This window comes from Pseudoalteromonas rubra (genome assembly GCF_000238295.3).
Classification (GTDB): Bacteria; Pseudomonadota; Gammaproteobacteria; order Enterobacterales; family Alteromonadaceae; genus Pseudoalteromonas; species Pseudoalteromonas rubra.
This window is the reverse complement of sequence record NZ_AHCD03000020.1, coordinates 481792-507827: the sequence shown is the minus strand read 5'-3', so window position 1 is coordinate 507827 and position 26036 is coordinate 481792. Positions and strand designations below refer to the sequence as shown.

At 48.4% G+C, this 26036-nt stretch carries 23 protein-coding genes; 12 read left to right on the top strand and 11 right to left on the bottom strand.

The features are described 5' to 3' along the window. Positions 1-43: 43 nt before the first annotated feature. Complete coding sequence (locus tag PRUB_RS02300; protein ID WP_010382949.1) at positions 44-289, bottom strand: helix-turn-helix domain-containing protein; 246 nt, start codon at positions 287-289, stop codon at positions 44-46. A 339-nt stretch (positions 290-628) separates the two neighbouring features. Here PRUB_RS02300 and PRUB_RS02295 point away from each other — a divergent pair, with 339 nt between their 5' ends. Further along, positions 629-805, top strand: coding sequence for a hypothetical protein (locus PRUB_RS02295; RefSeq protein ID WP_010382951.1), 177 nt, complete (start codon positions 629-631; stop codon positions 803-805). Between the two features lie 159 nt (positions 806-964). Here PRUB_RS02295 and erpA read toward each other — a convergent pair whose 3' ends face one another. Next, a complete protein-coding gene (gene erpA / locus PRUB_RS02290) occupies positions 965-1303 on the bottom strand; it encodes an iron-sulfur cluster insertion protein ErpA (RefSeq protein WP_010382953.1) in 339 nt (112 codons plus the stop codon). Between the two features lie 340 nt (positions 1304-1643). On the opposite strand from erpA, the gene PRUB_RS02285 reads away from it, so the two are divergent. The 5 genes from PRUB_RS02285 to PRUB_RS02265 all read left to right on the top strand — a co-directional run bounded on the left by PRUB_RS02285 (position 1644) and on the right by PRUB_RS02265 (position 8318). Beyond that, positions 1644-3326 (top strand): chloride channel protein, encoded by a 1683-nt coding sequence (locus PRUB_RS02285; protein ID WP_010382955.1) that lies wholly within the window; start codon positions 1644-1646, stop codon positions 3324-3326. A 28-nt stretch (positions 3327-3354) separates the two neighbouring features. Then, positions 3355-3789, top strand: a complete 435-nt coding sequence (locus PRUB_RS02280; protein WP_010382958.1) for a CopD family protein — start codon at positions 3355-3357, stop codon at positions 3787-3789. Positions 3790-3960: 171 nt separating this feature from the next. Beyond that, positions 3961-4977, top strand: a complete 1017-nt coding sequence (locus PRUB_RS02275) for an aspartate carbamoyltransferase (RefSeq protein ID WP_010382960.1) — start codon at positions 3961-3963, stop codon at positions 4975-4977. Positions 4978-5053: 76 nt separating this feature from the next. Then, positions 5054-6340 (top strand): glutamate-1-semialdehyde 2,1-aminomutase, encoded by a 1287-nt coding sequence (gene hemL, locus PRUB_RS02270; protein WP_010382961.1) that lies wholly within the window; start codon positions 5054-5056, stop codon positions 6338-6340. Positions 6341-6479: 139 nt separating this feature from the next. Next, entirely contained in the window at positions 6480-8318 is a 1839-nt protein-coding gene (locus tag PRUB_RS02265) for a methyl-accepting chemotaxis protein (protein WP_010382964.1), read from the top strand. A gap of 29 nt (positions 8319-8347) precedes the next feature. On the opposite strand, the gene mrcB is transcribed toward PRUB_RS02265, so the two are convergent. From mrcB to PRUB_RS02245, 4 genes are all read right to left on the bottom strand, one after another. Then, positions 8348-10690 carry a penicillin-binding protein 1B gene (gene mrcB, locus PRUB_RS02260; RefSeq protein WP_010382966.1) on the bottom strand — a complete coding sequence of 781 codons (2343 nt, stop codon included), beginning with the start codon at positions 10688-10690 and terminating at the stop codon, positions 8348-8350. 106 nt (positions 10691-10796) lie between these two features. Beyond that, the gene (locus tag PRUB_RS02255) at positions 10797-12026 is read right to left on the bottom strand and encodes an ammonium transporter (protein ID WP_010382968.1); all 1230 of its coding nucleotides are present in this window, start codon (positions 12024-12026) and stop codon (positions 10797-10799) included. A gap of 11 nt (positions 12027-12037) precedes the next feature. Beyond that, positions 12038-12376, bottom strand: a complete 339-nt coding sequence (locus PRUB_RS02250; protein WP_010382970.1) for a P-II family nitrogen regulator — start codon at positions 12374-12376, stop codon at positions 12038-12040. A gap of 192 nt (positions 12377-12568) precedes the next feature. Then, complete coding sequence (locus PRUB_RS02245) at positions 12569-13804, bottom strand: GGDEF domain-containing response regulator (protein WP_010382973.1); 1236 nt, start codon at positions 13802-13804, stop codon at positions 12569-12571. Between the two features lie 335 nt (positions 13805-14139). Between PRUB_RS02245 and PRUB_RS02240 the strand changes: the two genes are divergently transcribed. The 5 genes from PRUB_RS02240 (at position 14140) to serA (ending at position 19092) form a co-directional block, all read left to right on the top strand. Further along, on the top strand, positions 14140-15666 hold the full coding sequence (locus PRUB_RS02240; protein WP_010382974.1) for a S10 family peptidase: 1527 nt from the start codon (positions 14140-14142) through the stop codon (positions 15664-15666). A gap of 222 nt (positions 15667-15888) precedes the next feature. Continuing rightward, complete coding sequence (locus PRUB_RS02235; RefSeq protein WP_010382976.1) at positions 15889-16425, top strand: hypothetical protein; 537 nt, start codon at positions 15889-15891, stop codon at positions 16423-16425. Further along, positions 16425-17042 carry a 5-formyltetrahydrofolate cyclo-ligase gene (locus tag PRUB_RS02230; RefSeq protein ID WP_010382978.1) on the top strand — a complete coding sequence of 206 codons (618 nt, stop codon included), beginning with the start codon at positions 16425-16427 and terminating at the stop codon, positions 17040-17042. Before PRUB_RS02235 ends, PRUB_RS02230 begins: the two co-directional genes overlap by 1 nt. A gap of 154 nt (positions 17043-17196) precedes the next feature. Continuing rightward, positions 17197-17850, top strand: coding sequence for a ribose-5-phosphate isomerase RpiA (gene rpiA, locus PRUB_RS02225; protein WP_010382979.1), 654 nt, complete (start codon positions 17197-17199; stop codon positions 17848-17850). A gap of 12 nt (positions 17851-17862) precedes the next feature. Next, positions 17863-19092, top strand: a complete 1230-nt coding sequence (serA, locus tag PRUB_RS02220) for a phosphoglycerate dehydrogenase (protein WP_010382981.1) — start codon at positions 17863-17865, stop codon at positions 19090-19092. Between the two features lie 95 nt (positions 19093-19187). On the opposite strand, the gene mdh is transcribed toward serA, so the two are convergent. Next, positions 19188-20120 (bottom strand): malate dehydrogenase, encoded by a 933-nt coding sequence (gene mdh / locus PRUB_RS02215; protein WP_010382983.1) that lies wholly within the window; start codon positions 20118-20120, stop codon positions 19188-19190. A 272-nt stretch (positions 20121-20392) separates the two neighbouring features. On the opposite strand from mdh, the gene argR reads away from it, so the two are divergent. Then, complete coding sequence (argR, locus tag PRUB_RS02210; RefSeq protein ID WP_010382986.1) at positions 20393-20860, top strand: transcriptional regulator ArgR; 468 nt, start codon at positions 20393-20395, stop codon at positions 20858-20860. A 6-nt stretch (positions 20861-20866) separates the two neighbouring features. Here argR and PRUB_RS02205 read toward each other — a convergent pair whose 3' ends face one another. The 4 genes from PRUB_RS02205 to PRUB_RS02190 form a co-directional block, all read right to left on the bottom strand. After that, positions 20867-21781 carry a Dyp-type peroxidase gene (locus tag PRUB_RS02205; protein WP_010382989.1) on the bottom strand — a complete coding sequence of 305 codons (915 nt, stop codon included), beginning with the start codon at positions 21779-21781 and terminating at the stop codon, positions 20867-20869. A 328-nt stretch (positions 21782-22109) separates the two neighbouring features. After that, positions 22110-23141: an ABC transporter ATP-binding protein gene (locus tag PRUB_RS02200; protein WP_010382990.1), complete on the bottom strand. Its 1032-nt coding sequence runs from the start codon at positions 23139-23141 to the stop codon at positions 22110-22112. Next, entirely contained in the window at positions 23141-24772 is a 1632-nt protein-coding gene (locus tag PRUB_RS02195; RefSeq protein ID WP_010382991.1) for an ABC transporter permease, read from the bottom strand. The genes PRUB_RS02200 and PRUB_RS02195 overlap by 1 nt, the downstream gene beginning before the upstream one ends. Beyond that, positions 24773-25777: a Fe(3+) ABC transporter substrate-binding protein gene (locus PRUB_RS02190; RefSeq protein ID WP_010382992.1), complete on the bottom strand. Its 1005-nt coding sequence runs from the start codon at positions 25775-25777 to the stop codon at positions 24773-24775. Positions 25778-26036 lie beyond the last annotated feature (259 nt).

Here is a 26036-nt window from a genome sequence, read left to right as displayed (position 1 = left end):
TGCAGTTCCTTGCACCTTCACTCATACTGGCAACGCCAGTGGCTTACATCTGCTCTTCTTTGATCAGAGCCAGACCTTCATATGGGTCGACTTCAAGCGCTTCACAGTAACGCAGAAATTCAATCACGTCTAAACGACGTTCCTGATTCTCAATTTTGCCAATGAAAGAATGTGGTGTACCTAACACCTGGGCCAGACTGCGCATTGTATGACCTTTCTCGTGACGCTTTGATTTTAGCCACTTAGTCAACTTACTGTTTTCCTCAGAAGAAACCGTTTTCCCCATCATAATAAAACATCTCCTACTCGATGATTAATTAATGCTGCCGTACGAAATTTGCCCGTCTCGACCGGCAGCTTGTTTTATAACAGGACACATAAGCTGGGCATAAAACACCCAATTTGCCTGCCCTGTTCCTATGTACCAAATTAGGTATAGACGATCTTTTCTCTAACACCTAATTAAATTTGCAACTTTCTTACCTAAAATAGAGAGGTAAGATTACTGTGACACTTTAACAAAAATTTTATATCTTGTACCAGTATACGAAATAATTTATTTTTTCTTTAAAAAATAGTGGTTTAGCGCTAATCTGTCATAAAGTAACAAATTTTGGGAGAATTTTTGATGATCCGGCTCATATTTTTGCTACCCATTTTGCTCTGTCTGGGTTGGTATTACTTTTTACGTGTAAATGGCGTACCACTCAAACAAGGCAAACGCGGATTCATCTATATTCTCGCTTTTTCCACTCTGGTGCTGGGATTTTTTGTTCTGATGATCCACCTTACCAACCCGGGATAGCCAGCATCGTGCTGACTTAAACACCCGTGTTTTGGTCATATACAGGTACTTTAGCAAACTGTACAGAAAAAAGATGGTCGCTTTTGGTCTAATTTTAGATACAAAAAGGCCATGCTTGTGCATGGCCTTTGAGAATAAAAATACTACATCGGGACGGCTTTATACGCTGAAGCTCGCACCACAACCACAGGTGGTGGTTGCGTTAGGGTTGCTGACAAAAAAGCGCGCACCTTCCAGGCCTTCAGTGTAATCAACCTCACCATCGACCAGATACTGAATGCTCATTGGATCTACCACCATGGACACTCCGTTTTTCTCAATTTCCAGGTCACCCGGATTGGTTTTTTCGTCAAAGGTAAATCCGTACTGGAACCCAGAGCACCCACCGCCGGTCACATACACTCGCAGCTTAAGGTTAGGGTTTTCTTCTTCTGAGATAAGTTCTTTCACACGGCTGGCCGCCGCGTCGGAAAATTTAATTGGTATCTGATCAGACATGTGTATTCGACCCCTGTACATTTAATAGCGGAATTATCTAATACCTGACTATTTTAATCAAGTATAGACTGGCACTCATCCAGCAACGATCTCCATATTCCCTCCTCTGCGTTACCTAGTCGTCTGATTTACTTAATTACAAGGACTTAGATTATTTGATACACTTATCCACCAAGTGTACTATGCTACTTCTGCTGTCTTCCCGGAAATCAAACACCACGGCGCTGACGCTGGCGAGTGTTCGGGCATTATGAAACACCTCAGAAATTGAGCTAGTACAGGCAGCCAGGCAGCACAACTGCACTCGCAACAAATCAGATTCTCAACAGGCCAATATTGTATGTCGTTCGATAATGTACGCCGTCGCTTAGCGAAACCCAAAACTTCCATTCAGCTTTGCTTACTGGGAATTGGTGCCGGCTTAATTGCAGCAATATTGATCATCTTATTTCGTCTCACCATCATGCTGGTGCAAAGCACTTTTTTAGACAGTCCAGATGATTTCACCACCTTACCGGATCACCAGCGCATACTGCTACCTGTCGGTGCCGCGTTACTGATCGCCCTGTTTGCCAGTCTGACCGGGTTTAAACACTATCGCCTCGGCATCCCGTTTGTGATCTATCGTATCAAACAGCATTATGGACAAATGCCCATCTGGAACTCGGTCAATCAATTTTTCGGCGGCGCTGTGGCACTCATCAGTGGCTTTTCAGTCGGACGCGAAGGTCCATCCGTACACATGGGCGCGACGGGAGCCAGTATTCTGGCCGAACGCCTGCATTTACCCATGAACGCAGCCCGGACATTGGCTGGGTGCGGTGTTGCAGCAGGCATTGCGGCTTCGTTTAATACCCCCCTGGCCGCCGTCATCTTTGTCATGGAAGTGGTACTGCGGGAATACAAAATTCATATCTTCGTGCCAATCATGCTCGCAGCGGTGACTGGCGCCCTGGCAACACAATACGTGTTTGGCCACGACCTGGAGCTATCACTCATCAGTGTTTCGACACTGTCGTTCTGGCATTATCCGTTTTTGATTCTGTGTGGTTTTGTGCTGGGTGCCATTGCTTTTGCATTTAATCAGAACCTGATGATGATCATAAAAACCTTTAAACCTATCAGCATGTTTCCGCGCCTGATGCTGGCCGGATTACTGGCCGGACTGATAGGCTACCTGGTGCCGGAAGCCATGGGCTCGGGTATGAGCGCAATTAAAATTGCCGTGGAAACGCCCGGCGAGCTGCAACTGCTGACTACCATTTTGATTGCTAAACTGCTGGCAACCATCTTTGCCATTGGCCTGGGGATCCCCGGAGGGATCATAGGCCCGGTCATCGGACTGGGAGTCTTGATTGGTACCTTAATGGCATATTTTGCTCAGTATATTTCTCCTGACGTCAGTGTTGCCGGAACCTACGGTGTTCTGGGCATGGCCGGGCTGCTAGCTGCGACATTGCATGCCCCCCTGGCAGCCCTGACCGCAGTCATGGAGCTGACCTCCAGCCCTCAGATCGTCGTGCCCGCTATGATTGTAATTTCCTGCGCTTATGTCACTGCATTACAAGTCTTTGGGAATCGTTCGATTTTCTTACAGCAGCTGGATTTCCAGGCGCTGCCCTACCAGGTTTCCCCAGCCAAAGAGGCACTGCAAAAGGTTGGGATTATGGAAGAAATGGACGAGGGCTTTAAACTCCTCTACTCGGACGATAAAGACCAAATCAAAGAGACCTTGTCGGCCATCGACAGTCAGACGCCACTGATAGTGTACGACGAGGAGCATGGTTATCGGCTGGCAGAGTATGACCTCAGCCTGATCTCAGAGCAGAGCATGACCATCACTTATATCGAACTACAAGGGCTGAGCACACAAGCCACGCTGGCTGACGCATTTGATATCCTCAAAGACAAGCGCTCAGGCGCCGTCTATGTGTATAATCAAAAAAATAACGAACAAATTATGGGCCTGCTCCGGTGGGATCAGATCCGCCATATTCTCACTATGAGAAACAGCTTGCTGTAATTGTGATTTTAGACAACCCAGAGGTTTTATGACGACGATACTTGTGTACAAAGCGCTACACATCTTTTTTATGGTTGCCTGGTTTGCCGGGATATTCTATCTGCCAAGATTGTTTGTTTATCACGCGATGACAGACGAAAAGCCCTGCTCCGCGATGCTTAAAATCATGGAGCGACGCCTGCTCTATTTTGTCACGCCTTTTGCGATACTCACCGCAGTATTTGGCGTATTGCTCATCACCAGTTATGGCCGGGAGTGGTTTCGCGCCAACCTGTGGCTACATTACAAACTGATACCGGTCATTATGCTCTATTTGTATCACGCTTATTGCTTCAAGCTGCTGGCAGATTTTAAACATGACCGCAATCAACGCAGTGACCGATTCTATCGCATCTTTAACGAGTTTCCGGTGATATTACTGCTGATCATCATCCTGCTCGCCATCTTGAAACCGGTTTTTTGATATCAGTCTGTGACGGCGACTTAGCCGTCATTTTCCACGCCTAAAAAACAGATTTGTGCTATTATGTCGCTCCAGTTACTCAACGCAGCGTGCCTGATGCGCCCTGTTTTGCGAGCTCGGTTAGGAGCGCTCCCCGCCTCCTGTTGTCAATCTGTGATTAGGAATCGCCGCATGTTAAGTTTCCAAGGTGAAAACATCCTCTCCGTCAACGAACTCGACAGAGAAGCCATTGAGCTGATTTTCAATGTTGCTAAGAAAATGGAACCCTACGCTAAAAAGTACAAACGCACTAATGTGCTAGAAGGTGCAGTCTTAGCCAATCTGTTTTTTGAACCCAGTACCCGAACGCGTGTCAGTTTCGGAACTGCTTTTAACCTGCTGGGTGGTACGGTCCGTGAGACCACAGGTATGCAAAGTTCCGCTTTAGCAAAAGGGGAATCCCTGTATGACACCGCCCGCGTGATCTCCGCTTATGCTGATGCCGTCGCAATGCGCCATCCGGATGCTGGCTCAGTTGCGGAATTTGCCACAGGCTCAGACGTCCCGGTGATCAACGGCGGAGATGGACCAAATGAACACCCAACCCAGGCACTGCTGGATCTGTTAACCATAGAGCGTGAACTGGGCCGCTTCGAACGCGGCATTGACGGGATGCACATCGCCCTGGTTGGTGACCTGAAATATGGCCGTACCGTTCACTCACTGTCTAAATTGCTATGCCACTATAAAAATGTACGCTTTTCTATGGTCGCCCCGGACGGCTTGCAAATGCCGGACTATATTCTGGATGCCGTCAGCAACGCAGGTCACCGCATTGAACTGGTCTCAAAAATGGAGGGCAACCTGGCTGCGGACATCGTCTATCAAACCCGCATTCAGGAAGAACGCTTCCCGTCACAAGAAGAAGCCAATAAATATCGCGGTGGTTTTCGTATCAGCCAGGCCATTTACGATGCGCACTGTAAGCCAGAGTCCGTATTGATGCACCCGCTGCCCCGTGATAGCCGTGGCGATGCCAATGAACTGGATAACGACTTAAATAATAATGACAACCTGGCCATCTTCCGTCAGGTTCAAAATGGCGTGTTGATCCGCATGGCGCTATTTGCACTGACACTGGGCGTTGCCGACAAGGTTGAGCAATATGAAGTAGACGTGCCCTGGTTCAGCCGCAAACGCGAAGCCTAATCTACTAAATTCGTTTCATGACCTGAGGTATCGAGTTTTATTACCGATACCTTATGTACATAACAAAGGACACATTATGACAATCAGTCAAGACCTCTTCTCTCGTGCCCAGGAATCTATCCCGGGTGGCGTTAACTCACCGGTCCGCGCGTTTAACGGCGTCGGTGGCACGCCTCTGTTCATTAACAAAGCAGAAGGCCCGCACACGTTTGATGCCGATGGTAAACGCTACATCGATTATGTTGGCTCCTGGGGTCCGATGATCCTCGGCCATAACCACCCGCAAATTAAGCAGGCTGTGCTGGATGCGGTAGAAAATGGTCTGAGCTATGGTGCGCCGACTGAGAGCGAAATTCTGATGGCTGAAAAAGTCAAAGCACTGGTTCCTTCCATCGACAAAGTGCGAATGGTCAGCTCAGGGACCGAAGCCACCATGAGTGCGATCCGCCTGGCACGTGGCTACACGGGCAGAGATAAAATCCTGAAGTTTGAAGGCTGCTACCACGGTCATGCCGATTCACTGCTGGTTAAAGCTGGTTCTGGTGCGCTGACTATGGGTGTACCAAACTCACCGGGCATTCCGGCAGACTTTGCGAAACACACACTTACCGTGTCTTTCAATAATCTGGACGAAGTGAAAGCCATTTTTGCCCAATACCCGGACCAGATTGCCTGTATTATCGTCGAGCCGGTGGCTGGTAACATGAACTGTATCCCACCAGTTGAAGGTTTCCTGGAGGGTCTGCGCGAGATCTGTGATACACATCAGTCCGTGCTTATTTTCGATGAAGTCATGACAGGCTTCCGAGTGGCATTGGGTGGCGCTCAGGCCTATTACAATATCGAGCCAGACCTGACCTGCCTGGGTAAGGTTATTGGTGGCGGTATGCCAGTGGGTGCCTTTGGTGGTAAACGTGCCATTATGGACTACATTGCACCGGTAGGCCCGGTTTATCAGGCAGGCACCCTGTCTGGTAACCCTATCGCTATGGCTGCTGGTCTCAAGGCACTTGAGCTATTGTCAGAGCCTGGTCTGCACGATGCACTTGAAAGTAAGAGTAAGCAACTGTGTGATGGATTCCAGCGCGCTGCGGATGCCGCAGGCATTGCCCTGACTACCAACTATGCCGGTGGCATGTTCGGTTTCTTTTTCACCGATGCCGAGCGTGTTGATACCTATCAGCAGGCAACTGAGTGCGACCTGGAACGCTTCAAGCGCTTTTTCCATCTGATGCTGGAAGAAGGCGTGTATCTGGCACCATCCGCATTCGAAGCCGGATTTGTCAGCACCATGCACAGTGATGCAGACATTGCTGAGACAATCAAAGCGGCTGAACGCGCATTTGCTAAGCTAGCAGCTTAAACAAGCTCGCTCAGTTCAGTGAGATGAAAAAGCCCTGCGGGGCTTTTTTTGTTTTTGGCAGTAAAAACTTTCAGGGCTTTGAACTATTCTTTGTTTATACCCGGTCTCTTACAAATGACTTATAAACAAAGATAAAATTATGACAGGACTCAGATCAGCCGCTAGCCCCGCGATTGCCTTTATGGCACAGCTAAAATACAAAACCAAAATCAGCCTGGTATTTGGTATTCTTTTAGTACCCCTCAGCCTGAGCTTATTTTTTCTTAACTCAACCCTGACTCAGTCGATTCAGGTGAGTCAGCAGCAGCGTGCTGGCTTACAATTTTATCCGCCCATTTTAGAAAACCTGTTAAACCAACAAGCCCAGCGCAATGCTCAGGTTTTGGCACGTAGTCCATTTGCCAAAGGCGTTAAGCCAGGTGACGAGCTGGAGCATTTATCCATTGCTTCTAAGCTGGCGATAGACAATGATCTGAGCCGCTCTTACCTCAACCGCTCTTTGGTGGAATCACTGCCTAATGTGATCACTCAGGTGAATGGCATCGCTGAGCAGGCAAATAAGATCATCAGCAGCGGCCGTTTCACGCCCGATACCTTCATCGCGTTGTCAAATCTGAATAAAGTACTCCCGCTGGTAAAAATGCAGTTGAACAACAAGTTGGAAGTCGCTACGGCCAACAACAAACAGGTTAGCAAGCGACTTCAGGATAAGATTACAGCGTTAAACCGCGCGCTGGATAACTATCACCGCACCATTAACGATAAACTGCTGGAGCCCGACGACATCGAACTGACCAGTGGCGCCTTTAGCAGCGTACATCGCGAGGTACTCACTCAGCTGACCGGCCTGATCAATGCAGCCACACCCACTCTGAAAACCTTGCTCGATGAAAAGCTCACTAATGAGCGTCGGATCCGAAACCTGGTCGCACTGGCATCTATACTCAGCTTGCTACTCGCCTTGTATCTGATGCTGGGTTTCTATTTTGCAGTTGTAGACACCATTGCGGAATTTTCAGCTTCAGCGCAGCAAGCATCTGGTGGTGATTTAACGGCACGAGCACAGCCGCGGGGCAAAGATGAGCTCAGCGACATCCTGCGCCAGTACAACGCCGTGCTGGACGCCTTCGTCCATTTACTGGGCAATGTCAGAACGACCTCAACTGATTTATATGGCGCCACCGATAAACTGCGCCAGATAAGTCAGGACACCCGAGAAGATGTGGCACAACAGCAAGCCAAAATCCAGACCGTGCATCAGGCACTCAGTGAAATGGCCAATGCCGCCGATGCCGTTGAAACCTCCGCACACCACGCCACTGAGCTTGCAGCAACCGCGGCACAACAAGTCAAACAAGGGAGTGAAAATACCACCCGACTGGCAGAACATATGACGGTGTTACAACGTGAATTCGAAGAAAGCCGCATTGCACTGGATAAGCTTGCGCAAGACAGCCAGGACATCAGTAAAGTCAGTCTGGGGATCAGTGAAATTGCCGAACAAACCAACTTGCTGGCGCTTAACGCTGCTATTGAGGCTGCCCGGGCTGGAGAGCAGGGCCGAGGCTTCGCGGTTGTCGCGGATGAAGTCCGTACACTGGCGCAAAGAACGCAGCAACAGACCGAAGAGATCCACTCTATTATCCACTCACTACAACAAGCCTCTAACGACACTCAGAAGAAAATGCTCAGCAGTGTTGAAAAAATGGAGCAAGGTGTCAGTGCAGCTACGGAGACTAACCAGGTGTTGAGTGCCGCAGAGCAAAGTATGGCTGACATCGACCAGCAAGGCCATGTCATCAGTGATCAGGTAAAACGTCAGGCAGTCGCCACCCAACAGGCGCTGGTAGAGTCGAGTGAAATCAGTCATCTGGCTGACCATACACTGAGCTCAGCAGAGGCCACACGGGGCGACGCTCAGCAACTCAGCGATATGGCAGCAACCTTAAAGCAACTCATCGCTAAATTCAGAACTTAACTGACTGCCCTCCGGTGTTTGGCTCTGGCTCAGCCACATCCCGGCCGGGGGTTAAATTCCTCAATGCGAATAGGTAGCTGAATAGTCGGCCCACAATGCGGTGCAGCCTGCTCACCCGTTTGTTCGTTGACAAACGCCCAGCGCACACCCGCTGGTCGCTGATCCGCAATCGCCTGTGGATTCAGAGGTTTTAAATAACGGATATAGAGCTCCAGCGCACCGCGCCCGCCAGTCAATTTAGCAGGCTTATTGTCGTCCCGGCCAATCCAGGTGACCGTCACCGTATTATGATCAAACCCGGCAAACCAGCTGTCTCTCAATTCATTACTGGTGCCCGTTTTACCCGCCAACTGAATAGAAGGAAAATGCTGATTTAATCGCTTGGCAGTGCCGCTTTTGGTGACTCGCTTTAGCCCATAACGGGTCATGTACATGGCTTCCTGGGAAAACCTGGGTTGCCTGGCAACACGATGCTGATACAGACGCTTACCTGTGGTATTCGTAATGGCAGAAATGCTCGTCAATGGCGCATATTGGCCGTTGGCTGCCAATGTGGTGTACATTTGAGCCACATCAAAACTTGATAACTCTACAGCCCCTAACAGCATAGAAGGATACAAAGGAATATCACTGTCGACACCTAGCTGTCCTATGGTTTGGGCAACAGAGTCGACACCGACATCCAGACCCAGGTTAACCGCTGGAATATTGATGCTCTCACTGAACGCACGATACAAAGGTACCGATCCCCGGAATCGATGGTCAAAATTTTCCGGTTGCCAGGTTTTCCCCGCTGCATTAGTCACCTGTAATGGCGCATCCTCCAGCAAAGTGCCCAGGTTATAGCCTGGCTGCTCAAGTGCTGACAAGTATATCGCAGGCTTTACCAGAGAACCCACATTACGACGGGTGTCCAGCACCCGGTTGAACCCGGAATAACGAAGCTGACGCCCCGCCACCAAAGCTGATACGCCGCTTTTTTCGGTGTTCACAGAAATCATCCCCACTTCCAACTGGGCGGTCGAAAAGCGCCGTTCCAGGTAGGGCAAACCTTCACTGACCGCCTCTTCCATGGCGGATTGCTTTTGCAAATCAAAATACGTAAATATCCTGATCCCCGCATTCACGACGTTTTCATCTGGCAACAATTGCTGAAGTTCGCGATTCACCAGCTCCAGATAACCCGGGTAAGTTTGCATCAGACTTTCTTTCAGAGGCTGAATTGCAACAGGCCGCTCAAGCGCCTGACGATACTCATTGGTGGTGATGAGGCCATTTTCTGCCATCAACCTGAGCACCAGGTCGCGTCGTTCCATGGTCCGCTCCGGATATCGACGCGGGTTGTAATAAGACGGGCCTTTCACCATAGCCACCAGCATGGCTATCTGATCAAACTCCAGCTCATCGACGGGTTTTGCAAAGTAAAACTCCGCTGCCAGACCCATGCCATGGACGCCCTGGTTGTAAGCCTGACCGAGGTAGACTTCGTTAAGATAAGCTTCAAGAATTTCATCTTTGCTGTAACGGAAATCAAGAATGAGGGCGATAAAAGCTTCATTGATCTTGCGCAGCAAAGAACGTTCCCGGGTTAAATAAAAGTTCTTTGCCAGCTGCTGGGTCAGGGTACTTCCCCCCTGCACTGTGCGTCCTGCGCGAATATTGTGGTATAAGGCGCGCATAATCGACCACACAGACACCCCGTGATGTTCATAAAAAGCCCGATCTTCAACCACCAACAAGGTGTTTTTAAGAATATCCGGTATTTTGTCCAGTGGCACAAATTCCCGATCCTGACGACTTTCATTGCCTATTCGAGCAATTTGTACCGGCTCAAGTCTGGCACTCTCAACTCGCCGCCCCTGATCATTCACAATACTGGCCAGCTTTTTACCAGCAAAATTGAGGGTAAAGATACGCGCCTGCTCAACCCCGTCATAAAACTCAAAGGAGCGGCGATACACGGTAATCGTACGACCCTGCACCACAAACTGGCCCGTATGTTTAATGCGGTTTACCCGCGAGTAATTGAGCCGCTCCAGTTCCCAGATCACTTCCTGCTCAGCCAGATATTGATCCGGATAAAACGCCATAGCGCGGGCATACACCTGTACAGGTAACTGCCACTTGTTCCCTTCAAACTGACGGCTGACTTTGGCATCGAGATAAACCACATACCCTGCAACCGCAAATACCATAGCCAGACTCAGCTTCCAGCACAACGACCACAGCGTGCTCAGTGTCCGGTTACGCAATGTCCGTAAGCGTTGCTTAAATGAGGAAGCGGAGTTAGCGGTCTTTTTTTTGCCTGATTTGGCCGATGATTTACGGGTGGACTTGCGAGGTTTGCCTGCTGCTTTTTTGTTGTCTGCCATTGACCGTGGAATGCTTACTGAGAGTGAATAGATGCTAGATTATCTCAGATTAACTGCCGCTTAAACCAAAAAGCGCGATAAGCCGCGCTTTTTGGTGAATTCTTGCTTACTTATTGCGAATGGTCACAAATTCTGGGTACGCATCTATGCCACAGTCATGCTGGTCCATACCACTGAGTTCTTCTTCTTCACCCACCCGGATCCCCATCAAGGTTTTGATGATCCCCCAGACGATGTAAGACGCGATAAACACAAAGCCCAGTATGGTCACCAGGCCGATGGCCTGAGTCATAAAGCTGGCATCACTGTTCGAGAAAGGTACCATCATAATGCCCAGCGCCCCGCACACACCATGCACTGAAATGGCACCAACCGGATCATCTATACGCAGTTTATCCAGTGCCACGATGCTGAATACCACCAAAGAACCACCCAGCATCCCCAAAATACAGGCCAGCATCGGTGTCGGTGACGCAGGCTCAGCGGTAATGGTCACCAGACCAGCCAATGCACCGTTCAGGATCATGGTCAGGTCGGCTTTTTTCCACATCAGCTTACACACCACCAATGCTGCAATCGCACCTGCTGCCGCCGCAGCATTGGTGTTTACCATGATCTGGCTGACTGCGATGGCATTGCTTTTGTCTGCGAGAAACAGCTGAGAGCCACCGTTAAACCCAAACCATCCCATCCACAAAATAAAGGTTCCCAATGTCGCCAGAGGCAGGTTTGAACCGGGAATAGGATAGATTTCACCGTTTCTTCCATACTTGCCCTTACGTGCCCCGAGTAACAAAACGCCTGCCAATGCGGCTGCGGCACCTGCACCATGCACAATCGCAGAGCCTGCAAAGTCGACAAAACCCATTTCAGACAAGAACCCAGCGCCCCAAGTCCAGTATCCTTCAATAGGATAAATCAACCCAGTCAGGACCACAGTAAACAACAAGAAAGCCCAAAGTTTCATTCGCTCAGCGACTGCCCCGGAGACAATAGACATGGCAGTTGCCACAAACACGACCTGAAAAAAGAAGTCCGATTCTAACGCATGATCAGCATCGTCGGCAGCGCTACCAATGAGCGCACCAAAGTTAGGCACTACCCCGCCTTCAACGTTATCCACGTACATGATGTTATATCCAACCAATAGAAACATCGTACAGGCGATGGCATACAGAGCGACATTTTTAGTGAGAATTTCTGTGGTGTTCTTTGAACGTACCAGCCCGGCTTCAAGCATCGCGAAGCCAGCAGCCATCCACATCACCAGAATACCTGACACCAGAAAGTAAAAGGTGTTCAGAGAGAATTGTAATTCGATTACCGTGTTTTCCATTATTTCACCCCTTAAATCGCTTCTTCGTCGAGTTCACCGGTACGGATCCGGACAATTTGCTCAAGGTCATAGACAAATATTTTGCCATCGCCAATTTTGCCAGTACTGGCAATCTCAGTAATCGCCTCAACGACGCGTTGGGTATTTTCACTGCGGGTCGCTATTTCAAGCTTAATTTTTGGAATAAAGTCGACCTGATATTCAGCTCCACGGTAAAGCTCGGTATGACCCCTCTGACGACCAAAACCCTTCACATCGACCACTGTCATGCCCTCGATACCCAGCTCAGCCAGGGCTTCGCGGACTTCATCCAGCTTAAACGGTTTAATTATTGCGCTTATCATTTTCATTATTTGCCCCCCCAGGGCAGATGATCCTGTCGGGGGAGGTAATCCAACCTTTATGCCAATAATAAAAGTAATTATTTTACAAATAGTTAGATTAATTCAGAGATATAAATTGAACATCAAACGCACCGTACTGGTGCGCCTGTTTATTGTCTGACTTGAAATGGTGCAATGCAGGGTAGGGTTAACTGAGGGTTAGCTTTCACTGACCATGACGCAATTACGCTGGGCTTCTTTAGCACGATATAAAGCGCTGTCTGCCGCACGCATGACGTCACTGAGAGTCGCTTTGTCGCACCGGGCAATCCCCACACTGAGTGTGCAGTGCAATGCCTGCTCCTGGATCATAAACTGAGTGTTGGCAAAGCGTTCTTTGAAATCCTGACAGCTATTTTTAGCCACAGCCAGGTCATTGCCAGGCATTAGCACAGCAAACTCCTCCCCACCGACACGTGCCACCAGGCAGTGGTTGAAAGAGCTATTAAGTAGCTCAGCGACCTGAGACAGGACTTTGTCCCCGCCAAGATGACCGTACTGATCATTGATTGCCTTAAAATGATCCAGATCCAGTAGCGCCAGCGTGAACTGATCAGGCTTGTTCTTGAGCACTTTATCCATGTGCTGGCAAAAATAACGACGATTATAGAGGCCTGTCAGAAAATCTCTGTGTGCGTACTCTTTAATATCTGCGATCAGGTTCAACTGATCCATGGTTTGCATCACCCGGCAATGAAACTCTTCATTCATAAAGGGTTTGGTCAGAAAGTCATTAGCGCCATATTTGATGAACTTGGCAGACAAACCATGACTGCCAGCACCAGACAGCCCAATAATAGCGAGATCATCACGCCCTCGACTGTTACGCACCGCTTTAACCAGTTCAAAGCCGTCCATGGTCGGCATCGCATAATCCGTCAGCAATAATTTAATGTCTGACTTGGCATTGAGCATATTCAGAGCCTGCTCACCATCTTGCGCCTCAAAGACCGTAAACAACTGCTTTTCCAGCATCTGTCTCATCACTGCCCGGCTGATCATCGAGTCATCTGCGATCAGCGCCTGACACCCTTCGTTGCGCAGTAAGCGTGATACGAGTTTAATAGCATAAAGATAAGAATCCCGGTTGTCCTTGATCACATAATCAACGACGCCCATCTCGAGCATTTGCTGACGGCTATACTCATCAATTTTAGAGGTTAATACCACAGTAGGCACATTGCGGCTCAGTGTAAGCTGCACGACCTCTCCATCAGGGGCGTCTGGTAAGGTCAGGTCGACCAAAGCCAGAGTGTAATGTTGGCTCTCGAGTAATGCCTGGGTCTCTTTCAGTGACCAGGCATAATCAATTTCCACATCCAGGTGTTGTGATGCAAGGTGGCGAAGGATTTGTTGCACTACCTTACTGTCTTCGACGACTAATACTCTTTGCATTACGATGCTCTACTAAAACTACGAGAAAAGGGAAGAGATACAAGAATTTAACAGCGCTAAATACTTTCATACTACAGACATAAGGATTAAATATACGCGATTTCTGTGACAAAAAAAACTCACCGGCCAATAAAATTGTAAACAGACCGCAACAAAAGCTCGCGCAAGTTCAGGCGTCTCGGGCAATTTAAAACACAAAAAACAAACCAAAAAAACCATAAAAATTAACACGCATTGCGCATAGCCTATTTTTTGGCAATTAGTCTCAAGTTTTTTGAATTCTGCCCTGGATGCGTCTTAAATAAGCAGATCGATTTCACCCAAAAAATAAAAACATGTTGTTGAAGCCATTACTGTTCGCTCTTTCTGCGACTTTTATTACCACACTCCCCCACACCGCATCGGCACAAGCCGATACTCAAGGTCAATTGACCCAGCAAATTGATGCTCAGGTCATCACCGAACACAAAGGAACCTTTAACGGGGAGCGTATCGCCTACACTGCCACCACAGGTACTCAGCCAGTGTGGGATAAAACAGGCCACCCGATAGCGACTCTTCACTATACCTACTACAAAAAGAACAAAGTCAAAGATCCCGCTACCCGTCCGCTGCTGATCTCATTTAATGGTGGCCCAGGCTCTGCCTCTGTATGGATGCATATTGCTTACACCGGGCCTCGGGTACTGAAGATTGACGATGAAGGTTACCCGATGCAGCCTTATGGCTTAAAAGATAATCCAGATTCTGTACTGGATGTCGCCGACATTCTGTTCGTCAACCCAGTCAACACAGGTTACTCTCGTGTGCTGCCAGAACAAGACGGCTCAATGGCTGACAAGCAAACCCTGCAATCACGCTTTTTTGGTGTGAATGCTGATATCAAATATCTGGCTGGGTGGCTCAATACCTTTATCAATCGACATGGCCGTGCACTGTCACCGAAATTTTTGATTGGTGAAAGCTATGGTACAACTCGCGTTTCTGGCCTGGCCCATGAGCTACAAAACAAGCAATGGTTATTCTTAAACGGCGTGGTGCTGGTTTCTCCAACAGATATTGGCATTAAACGTCAGGGACCGGTAAAAAGTGCCAACCGTCTTCCCTATTTCGCAGCAACCGCCTGGTATCACAAGGCGCTCCCCGATGCTTTGCAAAATCAAGATTTATTGAGTGTACTTGAGCAGGTGGAAGCCTACACCTTAGACCATTATCTGCCAGCATTGGCCAAAGGCGCTATGTTAAGTGAGCAAGAGCGCCTGGCAGTAGCAAAGCAAGTCGCACACTTCAGCGGGCTATCAGAGCAGTTCGTATTACAAAATAACCTCGACATTCCCAACCACAGTTTCTGGAAAGAGCTGTTACGCGAGCGTGGTTATACCGTCGGCCGTCTTGACTCCCGCTATCTGGGCATTGATAAACGAGACGCCGGTGAAGGTCCCGACTATTGGCCTGAACTGGATGCCTGGCTGCATGCCTTTACGCCGGCAATTAATCATTACTTCCGCCACGAGCTGAACTATAAAACGGATATCAAATACAATATGTTTGGCGATGTAAGGCCCTGGGATCGCAGCAAAAACGAGGTGGGTGAGCAACTGCGTTTGTCAATGGCCAAAAACCCTTACCTGAACGTGATGGTGCAATCAGGTTACTATGACGGTGCCACCAACTACTTTGACGGTAAGTATAACCTCTGGCACCTCGACCCCAGTGGTAAAATGCAGGACCGGTTGCGTTTTAAAGGCTACCGCTCTGGCCACATGATGTATCTGCGCCGCCCGGACCTCACCCTGGCCAATCAGGATCTGCGAGCATTCATTACTGACGCATTAAAGTACAATCAACCTGCTAAATACTGATCTCACACAAGTCTCTCACGGCGCTGCAATGCAGTGCCGTTTCTTGTCTCGTAATGACCATTGTGATTACTTCACACACTATGCTTAAAAGTTAGGTATACTCAAAACAACAATTGACGATGTCCATCTTTTTTATTCCGCTTACCCAGCAATAAGTTAACGACAATTCACAGGGGCGCGGAGTATATAATGGACCCGAAGTAACAATTTTGAGGAAACCTCATGAGCGAACATTTTCGCGTCGTGTTTTCCGGCTTTAAGCCCGACACTGACAGCCAGGCAGCCACAGAGCAACTCGCTGCCAAGTTAAAAGTACCGACACAGAAAGTCGTCGACTTCACTGCCGGTAAACCCTTATTTGGCCCAGGTGATAAGCAAAAATGTCTAAAGCAGGCCAAATTACTCGCCGTATACGGGATCCAGAGTAAACTGCAATCACAGGCCTCAGCCCCCGCAGAAAACATTCAAAATGCAGCTAATGAACGTGTATTTGATGCTCTGGATTACATCACCAGCAGTCTCATCCGTATCGAAGAAAAGCTCGATGAACTGGAGCAACGCATCGATGGCAAGCAAGTTCAGGATGAACAGCATGAAGAAGATGAGTGGGAAGATGAAGCTTTATTTAGTGAACTGGAACTCGACAATGAGCCCCCCAAACGCTCTAAGAAGCTGCTGTATATTCTCCTGTCATTATTACTGTTGTTACTGATTGTGTTGGGGCTCAGTCTGGCTTTCCCTGAATTGGTACCTATGTAATGAAAGCAGCCTCACTTGAAAATGAAAAAATTGCATCATCAAGGAAAGATATCAGAAAAAGCATTAGAAAATTGCGTAATAGCCTAACTGAACAACAACAAATAGAGGCAAGCAAAAAACTAACTATTAATTTTTTTCAACATATAAAACCCACTAAAAACGCCCGTATCGGGGTCTACCTTGAGAACGATGGCGAACTAAGAACTAACCTTTTAATTCAATCACTTTGGTCCGAAGGTATGGACCTTTATCTGCCTGTAATACACCCCTTCAGCGGCGTTACTTTACTCTTTCAGAAGTATGAAAAAAACTCACCCATGAAGCAGAATCGCTATGCTATCTTAGAGCCAGAATTGAATTGTAGCCAAATTTGTCCGCTGGCGCAGCTAGACTACCTGCTGCTCCCATTAGTGGCATTTGATGATTCAGGAAACCGCCTTGGTATGGGCGGTGGCTACTATGATCGTACGCTGGCGCGTTATTACCGTGAGAACTGGCAACAGCCGAAATTGATTGGTCTGGCCCATGAATGTCAGAAAGTTTCAGCGCTACCAACCGAAGCCTGGGATGTGCCTCTTCCAACCATAATCACGCCACAGCATTACTATCAGTGGTAACACATGTGGTACCGCGTGCAATCACGCGTTGCCACTGAGCACTAGCTTTGAGTATCTGGTCATAATTTCAGTCATTGATGGCATATGACATATTTTTTTTGTGCTTTGAGCGTATAATTGCGAACCAATAATTAACTAAAACAGTGATCGCGTTATGACTCAAGATGAAATGAAAAAAGCAGCTGCCTGGGCGGCATTACAATATGTAGAAGCTGGCACAGTTGTCGGTGTAGGTACAGGTTCCACCGTTAACCACTTTATAGACGCACTGGGGAGTGTTAAAGACACCATCAAAGGGGCCGTTTCAAGTTCAGAAGCCTCTACAGAAAAGCTCAAAGCACTGGGTATCGACGTGTTCGAACTCAACGACGTCTCTGAATTGGATATTTATGTGGATGGTGCAGATGAAATTAATGCCCACAACCAGATGATCAAAGGTGGTGGAGCAGCTCTGACACGCGAAAAGATTGTCGCAGCGGTTGCCCGCAAGTTTATCTGTATCGTCGACAATACCAAGCACGTAGACGTACTGGGACAGTTTCCTTTACCCGTTGAAGTGATCCCGATGGCACGCAGCTACGTTGCCCGCGAATTACTTAAACTCGGTGGCGATCCTGTTTATCGTCAGGGTGTGGTAACAGATAACGGCAACGTGATTTTGGATGTTCATGGGCTGTCCATCACACAAGCTGCCGAACTGGAAGAGAAAATTAATCAAATCGTCGGCGTTGTCACCAATGGCCTGTTTGCTCAGCGCGGTGCCGACATCGTCATCACTGGTACCCCAGAGGGGCCACAAATTAAGTAACAGGAATGAGTCATGAGTAAGGTATCCCTGTCTAAGGACAAAATTCGCATTTTATTGTTGGAAGGCGTACATCAGAGCGCCGTTGAAACGCTCAAACGCAACGGTTATAGCAATATCGAGTACGTGAAGACATCGCTGCCTGAAAATGAACTGATTGAGCGGATCAAGAATGTCCACTTTGTGGGGATCCGCTCACGCACTCACCTAAATGAGACGGTGCTGGAAGCAGCTGAAAAGCTGGTCGCGATTGGCTGCTTTTGTATTGGCACTAACCAGGTCGATCTCAGCGCAGCCAAAAAGCGTGGCATTGCCGTCTTTAATGCCCCATTTTCAAATACTCGCTCAGTGGCCGAACTGGTTCTGGGTGAGATCCTGCTATTGCTACGTGGCATTCCAAAACGCAACGCTATGGCACACCGAGGTGAATGGTTTAAATCGGCCATCGGCTCTTTTGAAGCCCGAGGTAAAACACTGGGGATCATAGGATATGGTCACATAGGCACTCAGTTGGGGATCATGGCGGAGAATATTGGCATGAAGGTCGAATTTTACGACATTGAAGACAAACTGACGTTAGGGAATGCACAACAGGTGCAGAGCTTAACTCAGCTGCTTCAACGTGCCGATGTCGTTAGCCTGCATGTGCCTGAAACGCCACAAACTAAAAACCTGATCGGCATGGCCGAGCTGGAAGTGATGAAGCAAGGCGCAATTCTGATCAATGCATCTCGCGGTACCGTGGTAGACATCGATGCCTTAGCAGAAGCGCTCAGCGCCGGTAAACTGTCTGGTGCTGCTATCGACGTATTCCCGGTCGAGCCCAAGTCTAATGATGAAGAGTTTGTCTCTCCACTGCGTCAATTCGACAACGTGATCTTAACGCCCCATGTCGGCGGCTCTACGCAGGAAGCACAGGAGAACATTGGCATTGAAGTCGCGGGTAAACTCACTAAGTACTCAGACAATGGCTCCACCGTCACCGCAGTCAACTTCCCGGAAGTATCACTGCCTGAGCTATCAAACCGCAGTCGCCTGCTCCATGTACACGAAAACCGCCCGGGCGTCCTGACACAAATTAACCAGGCGTTTGCACAACATGGTATCAACATTGCTGCGCAGTATCTGCAAACGGATGACAGCATTGGCTACGTGGTCATCGATGTTGACAGTGACCACTCTGAAGTGGCATTAAAAGAGCTAAGCGCTGTAGAAGGTACTATCCGCGCCCGGATCCTGCACTAATAAACTGCAACTGCCGCGGACACAAAAAAGCCTGTCACCAGACAGGCTTTTTTAGTTTCGATTACAGTGAAAATTATTGCACTGTAAAGTGGCAATTATGCCATGAAATCAACACCTTCTTTGATGTCTTTTTCAAGAGTCGCAAGCATGTCGTCTTTTGCTTGTTGCTCAAACGCGCTCAGCTCGCCGTAAGGAAGTAGCTCTTCTACGCCGTTTTTGCCAAGACGAACTGGTTGTGCGAAGAAAGTTGCATCGCCAGTGTTGCCTTCAACATAAGCGTATTCAACCACGTTCTCACCTTGCAGACCTTTAACCAGTGAGAAGCAGAAACGCGCTGCCGCTGCGCCCATAGACAGAGTTGCAGAGCCGCCACCCGCCTTCGCTTCAACCACTTCAGTACCCGCATTCTGGATACGCTTAGTTAGTGCTGCGACTTCTTCGTCAGAGAACTCAACGCCCTCAACCTGAGAAAGCAGAGGCAGGATAGTTGTACCTGAGTGACCACCGATCACTGGTACTTTAACGTCATTTACGTTCAGGCCTTTCAGCTCAGCGATGAAAGTCTCTGCACGGATCACGTCCAGTGTTGTTACACCGAAAACGCGAGCTGGATCGTAAGTACCCGCTTTTTTGAATACTTCAGCAACGATTGGCACAGTGCCATTTACCGGGTTAGTGATCACACCAACAAGGGCTTTAGGACAGTTTTTAACGATGCCTTCAGACAGAGTCTTGATGATGCCTGCGTTTACATTGAACAGATCAGCACGATCCATACCAGGCTTACGTGGCATACCTGCAGGGATCAATACGATGTCTGCATCAACCAGCGCTGCATCCAGGTCGTCTTTACCAAAACCAGCGACTTTTACCGCTGTTGGGATGTGAGACAGATCAACCGCTACGCCAGGTACTACTGGCGCTACGTCATATAGCGCAAGCTCAGAACCAGCAGGCAAACCGTTTTTAAGCAAAAGAGACAATGCTTGACCGATACCGCCAGCGGCACCTAATACAGCAACTTTCATTGGAATTCTCCATAATTTGAAGGTGGAATTAAATGTGCTGTAAAGATAATGAAAAGCGCCGCCAAAAACAAATTTATACGCGCAATTTTCGTCTTTTTTTCGACTATAGTTGTAAAGTTCGCGACAAATTCTGCTACTAATGGTTTACGCATGCCATGCGTTTCTAATATAGATAATCTGCACAGCTTGAAGAATCTTCTTGTCCTGAAATTTGGGTAACAGACTGGTTTTGTGTAAAATCCTAACAGTCGAGTCACAAAGAAGTATTAAGTATGCAGCCGCAGGAAAAACAAGAAGCCCTCGTTAAAGCCTTTAAGGCCCTGTTAAAAGAAGAAAATTTTGGTTCTCAAGGTGAAATCGTCGATGCCCTAAAAGATCAGGGATTTGACAATATCAGCCAAAGTAAAGTCTCTCGTATGCTAAGTAAGTTCGGTGCAGTCCGGACCCGCAATGCCAAACAGGAAATGGTATATTGTTTGCCCGCAGAGATGGGCGTACCAACGGCAAAAAGCCCGCTACGCCAACTGGTCATTGATATCGTCCACAACGAGATGATGATCATCATACGCACCAGCCCGGGCGCAGCTCAGCTGATTGCGCGCTTATTGGATTCTCTGGGATCTGCCGATGGAGTGTTAGGGACCATCGCTGGCGATGACACCATTTTTATTGCCCCCGCCAAAGTCTCTGAAATCGACGCGACGCTGGAGCGGGTCAAAACACTATTTGATAACGTCTGATAGCGCTCACGACTGCGCCATTTGTTGCAAGAACTGCAGCGATGGCGCAAAAAAAGCTGCCCCCATATCACCTTGCGAGTAATCCAGTAGCGGATCATAGTCCCCGTCACCAGACAAACCAAAGCGGCTATGTAACAGCTGCTCAAACGCATTGCCTTTTGCAGCGCAACTGAGCCACAGGCTCCCCTGCTCATAAACATCTCCATAGGGCATACTCTGATTCAACAGCAAAGGCTTTCCTTCACTGTCTTTGATCTCATTAAGTCGAGCGTGATTGTATGGCGGCGCATCGTCAATCAACTCGTTGTCCAGTCGAGTGCGTCCCATCAGTTGCTCCTGATCTGACAAGGGCAACGCCTGCCAGCGGGCCAGGTCGAACTGAGTCCGCAGAATATGGATATAACTGCCCTGATCATCCAGGCCCCCTGAGTTGCTCACCAAAGCCACCTGACGTTTAAATCGACCATGAGGTATATCGGCACCATAAACAAACCCGTTGAAGTCGCGTCCATCGAGAAAACGAAAAGCGCGTACCTGGGCAACCAGCTCTACACACCCGGACAACATGTGCAGCACACTCTGGGCGAACAGGTGATTCACGTCTTCCCGATCTGAGCGGATCACATAGAGCAAATCAAAAGGCTGGCTGTGGCACAAATGCTCACTGCTTTTAATCAGGGGGAAACCTTTCAGCTGAGGGGGAATGAACTCGGGATAAATATGCGGCCAATACTGTGCACCCACAGCCACAAAGCTGCTGAGCATGGCCTCTGAAAAGCGGTCGCTGAGTTCGTCCTGTAGTCTGCCGGCCTGACTGAGTGCCGAGCGCACGACCTCATCCTGACCATCCAGTACATTAAAAAATAAGTGCAAACCATGCAGGTTTGCCTCGGCACATACCCCTGATTGTGCTTGCGCCATCACCCCATCCTATCATTATATCAACACGCGAAAATCTGACATAATATCAATCCGCATAGTTAAGTCGCTCATCTTGAGACGGAAAAATCCCGGTGCTAACCAAGTAAAAAATTGTCATTTAAATGCTCTAAATAAGAATTTTTTACACAGTCAGCGGCTGATTTAACCCCCTCACAGTGGTTGTGTAAGTGCTGATTGCTATATTCGCCAACCATCCTGAACCTGAACGGTGCGGTTTTGCCGGTTACTTCTTGGCCATTTCCTTTCACCGCCCAATCATTTGCACTTACCTAAATTGCTATAAGCTAATGTAACGAATTGTTATGCATTAAGAAAAGAAGTTTATCGCATGGGGCTTAATTTTCAAACTTACCGGCCGACTCAGATCAAGCGGTTTATCTGATGGCATAGCGACCTCCAGCATCTGACCTTCCAGCTCGATGGCATATAAATACTCGGTGCCAACAAAGCGATATTGCGCCACATCAACTTGTCCCTGCTCGGTATTAAACAACTCAATATGGCTGGGCCTGAGGTAAATCTGCCCTTCCCGGGACGGGCTTTCAATATCAATCAGAGACTCTACCGACCCAAACGCGGTTTCAACCTGCGCACCGTTGTGACGCTGTGCCGAAACGTACGCACCCTGCCCTAAAAACTCAGCGACCTGACGACTGCTCGGGTGCTGAAAGAGTTCTTTGGGTGTACCCAACTGAGCGATCTGCCCCTGGTGCATGATGGCGAGTCGATCGGCAAAAGCAAACGCTTCATCTTTAGAGTGGCTGACGAAGATAGCGGATACCTGCTGATCCTTAATAATATCGCGAATATCTTTGATCAGCTGAAAACGCACCTGGGCGTCAATATTAGAAAAGGGTTCGTCCAGCAGTAGCAAGTTAGGGTGATATGCCAGCGCTCTGGCAATGGCCACACGCTGCTGCTGACCACCTGACAACTCATGAGGAAAACGCGCTGCATAGCCTTCAAGGTGCACCAGTTCTAACATGTGCGCCACACGATTCCGGCGTTCTGCCTTACTCAGTTTATTCAGGCCAAAGGCAATATTCTGTGCCACTGTCAGGTGAGGAAATAACGCATAGTCCTGAAACATCATGCCGATATTACGATGCTGAGGAGCGACAAAGTGCCGCTCGCTGCTGACACTTTTACCATTGATGCGGATTTCTCCCTGTTGAGGGTGCAACAGGCCAGCAATCGCTTTCAGGGTCGTGGTTTTGCCGCAGCCACTGGCGCCAAGCAAACACACTATTTCATTTTCAGCCACGGTTAAATCAAGCTGCTGGATCACAGGATGGCCGTCATAGTGATAGTTTAACGATTGAATTTCTAAACTTGGCATTAGTTATGTTGCTCCATTGAGCGGTTAACCCAATATAATGGGATAAGTCCGACCAGGACGATAAACAGCGCTGAAATCGAGGCCAACTCTAACTGCTCATCACTGACATACTGATAAACATGCGTGGCCAGGGTCTCAAAATTAAAGGGGCGTAATAACAGCGCCGCAGGCAGTTCTTTCATACACTCGATAAAGACCAGTAATCCAGCCGTCAACAAGCCTCGCTTGAGCAGGGGCATATGAACCTGAGTCAGAGTCTGGAAGCGCCCTTTCCCGAGTGACAGACTGGCCATGTCAATACTTGGGCTGATCCGCACAAAGCTGGATTCAACCGCGCCATGTGCGATGGCATAGAAGCGCACCACATAAGCAAAAATCATCGCGAACAAGGTACCACTCAGTAACAGCCCCGGCTCAAAACCACTGCCATCCAGCCAGTCATTAAGCTTGGTATCCATCAGCGTCAGCGGCAGCAAAACCGCAATAGCCAAAACAGTACCTGGCAGGGCATAACCCGTACTGGCAAAGCGCCCCGGCAGATTGGTGAACTTACCCGGCTCGATGCGCTGATAGTACACCACCAGTAAACTGATAAACATGGCAATCACGCTCACATACAGACTGATCTGTAAGCTTTGCAGCGCATAGGTAAAGAACTCGGCATTCCAGGCCTGTTCGAAATAATGAAATGCATAATTGAGCAATATGCCGACCGGAACAAAAAACGCGACGCCAAGGATCAGCATGCAAAACCCCCAGGCCAGCCACCCCTGATAACCCGTTAAGTCATATAAGTGGGTGTCATTAACCCCGGATTGACGCTCGTGCACCACCTGAGTTTTACGGCTCATTCGTTCAAGTAACAGGGCAACAAATAGAAACAGCAACATAATGCCCGAGATTTTGGCTGCCGCAGTCAGGGAATAATACCCCAACCAGGTGTCATACACTGCCGTCGTCAGGGTACTGACCGCAAAATAATGGACTGTGGCAAAGTCTGCCATGGTCTCCATACTGATCAGCGCAAGTGCCGCGACAATTGCGCCACGAGACAGGGGCAGGCTGACTTTAAAGAAACTTTGCGCCGGACTCATGCCCATCAGCTGGCTTGCCTGAACCAGTTTAAAAGACTGTTCTCGCAATGCGGTTTTAAAAATTAAATAAAGATAGGGATAGAGCACCAGCGCTATCATTACAATCGCACCAGGCAAAGTACGCAGGTCGATAAACCAGTAATCATCCGGCCCCTGCCAGCCAAATTGTTGCCGTAACCAGATTTGAACCGGGCCCGCATAATCCAACAGGTCAGTATAGACGTATGCGATAATATAAGCAGGCAGTGCCAGGGGTAGCATCAACGCCCATTCAAACACCCGCTTACCGGGAAAACGACAATAGGCAGTTAACCACCCCAGAGGCAGGGCAATCAATGCGCTGAGCGCCACAACGCCGGCGATCAGCACCAGGGTGTTACGAGTGTAGTCCCACAACACGCTCTGCCATAGATGGCTGAATACTTCCGATTCGCCTTGCAGCGCTTCGAAAATCAAAAATGCCAGCGGGATTGACAGCGCAATGCCTATCAACCACGCTATGCTCTGCCACGAGGACAGACTTTGTTTTAATTGCATTTACAGGTCAAATTTTACCTCATCGATGAGCTTAAGCGCCATCGGACGGTATTTACTGATCTCGGACAATGGTAGGCTGTCTTCCTTAAAAGTGCCCCAGGATGCCACTAATTTCGACAATTCGACGCCCGGTTTAACCGGATATTCCATATTCATCGAGGCGTACATGTTCTGCGCTTTATTGTCGGTCATAAACTCGATCAGTTTCAAGGCATTTTCTTTGTTTTTCGAGTACTTGGTCATCACGACACCCGAAACGTTCAAATGTGAACCCCGATCACTCTGGTTTGGAAAGTTAATATAGACGGCATCAGCCCAGGCTCTTTGCTTATTGTCTTCGAGCATTTTGCCAAAATAATAGCTGTTGCCCAGCGCCAGGTCGCACAAGCCTTCTTTTACGGCTTTTACCTGCGCGCGATCATTACCTTGTGGCTTACGTGCCAGGTTTGCTTTCACCCCTTGCAGCCAGGTTTTGGTTTCGGCTTCACCATGATGCGCAATCATAGAAGCCACCAGCCCTAGGTTGTATGGGTGTTTACCCGAACGTGTACAGATTTTGCCTTTGTATTTAGGGCTAGCAAGCTCTTCATAACTCAGACTGGTCAACTTGCCCGCTCTGTCTTTTGACGAATAGACATTGCGTACGCGTTTGGTCAGCGCGACCCAATGACCATCCGGATCACGAAAGCTGGCCGGGATATTTTTATCAACTTTATCGCTGTCAATGGGGTTAGTCAGCCCCATTTCTTCTAGTTGGATCATGGCGCTGAAGTTTGAGGTCAGAACCAAGTCGGCGCGACCGTGTTTGCCTTCACGTTTAACCCGCTCAATCAAACCTTTTTTGGCAAACACAACATTGGTTTTAATGCCGGTCTGTTTAGTAAAGTCATCCAGGATCGGCTGGATCAGGAAAGGCTGACGATAGGAATAGATGTTCACTTCATCCGCAGCGACAGCAGATAAACTGGTTACAGCAGCAAGCAGTGTTGCGATTGCACTTTTCATATAGGCTCCAAATAATAACAATAACTATTCTCAGGCTATGGTAACCCGGATCCCGGCAAAATACAGCCGATAGTTCAACATATTGCAATTTTATTAATTAGCGACATCCGGACATTTAGTTGTGAGAGATCTCTCACTAAGCCTGTCGCAATCTATGAAGATAACGCTGACTTTATCAGCAAAATATAAAAAGGTCTTTGTTAGATAACAAGTTTTTTTACAAGCAACTTATTTAAACGAAATTCAAAGCGTTTTTTCG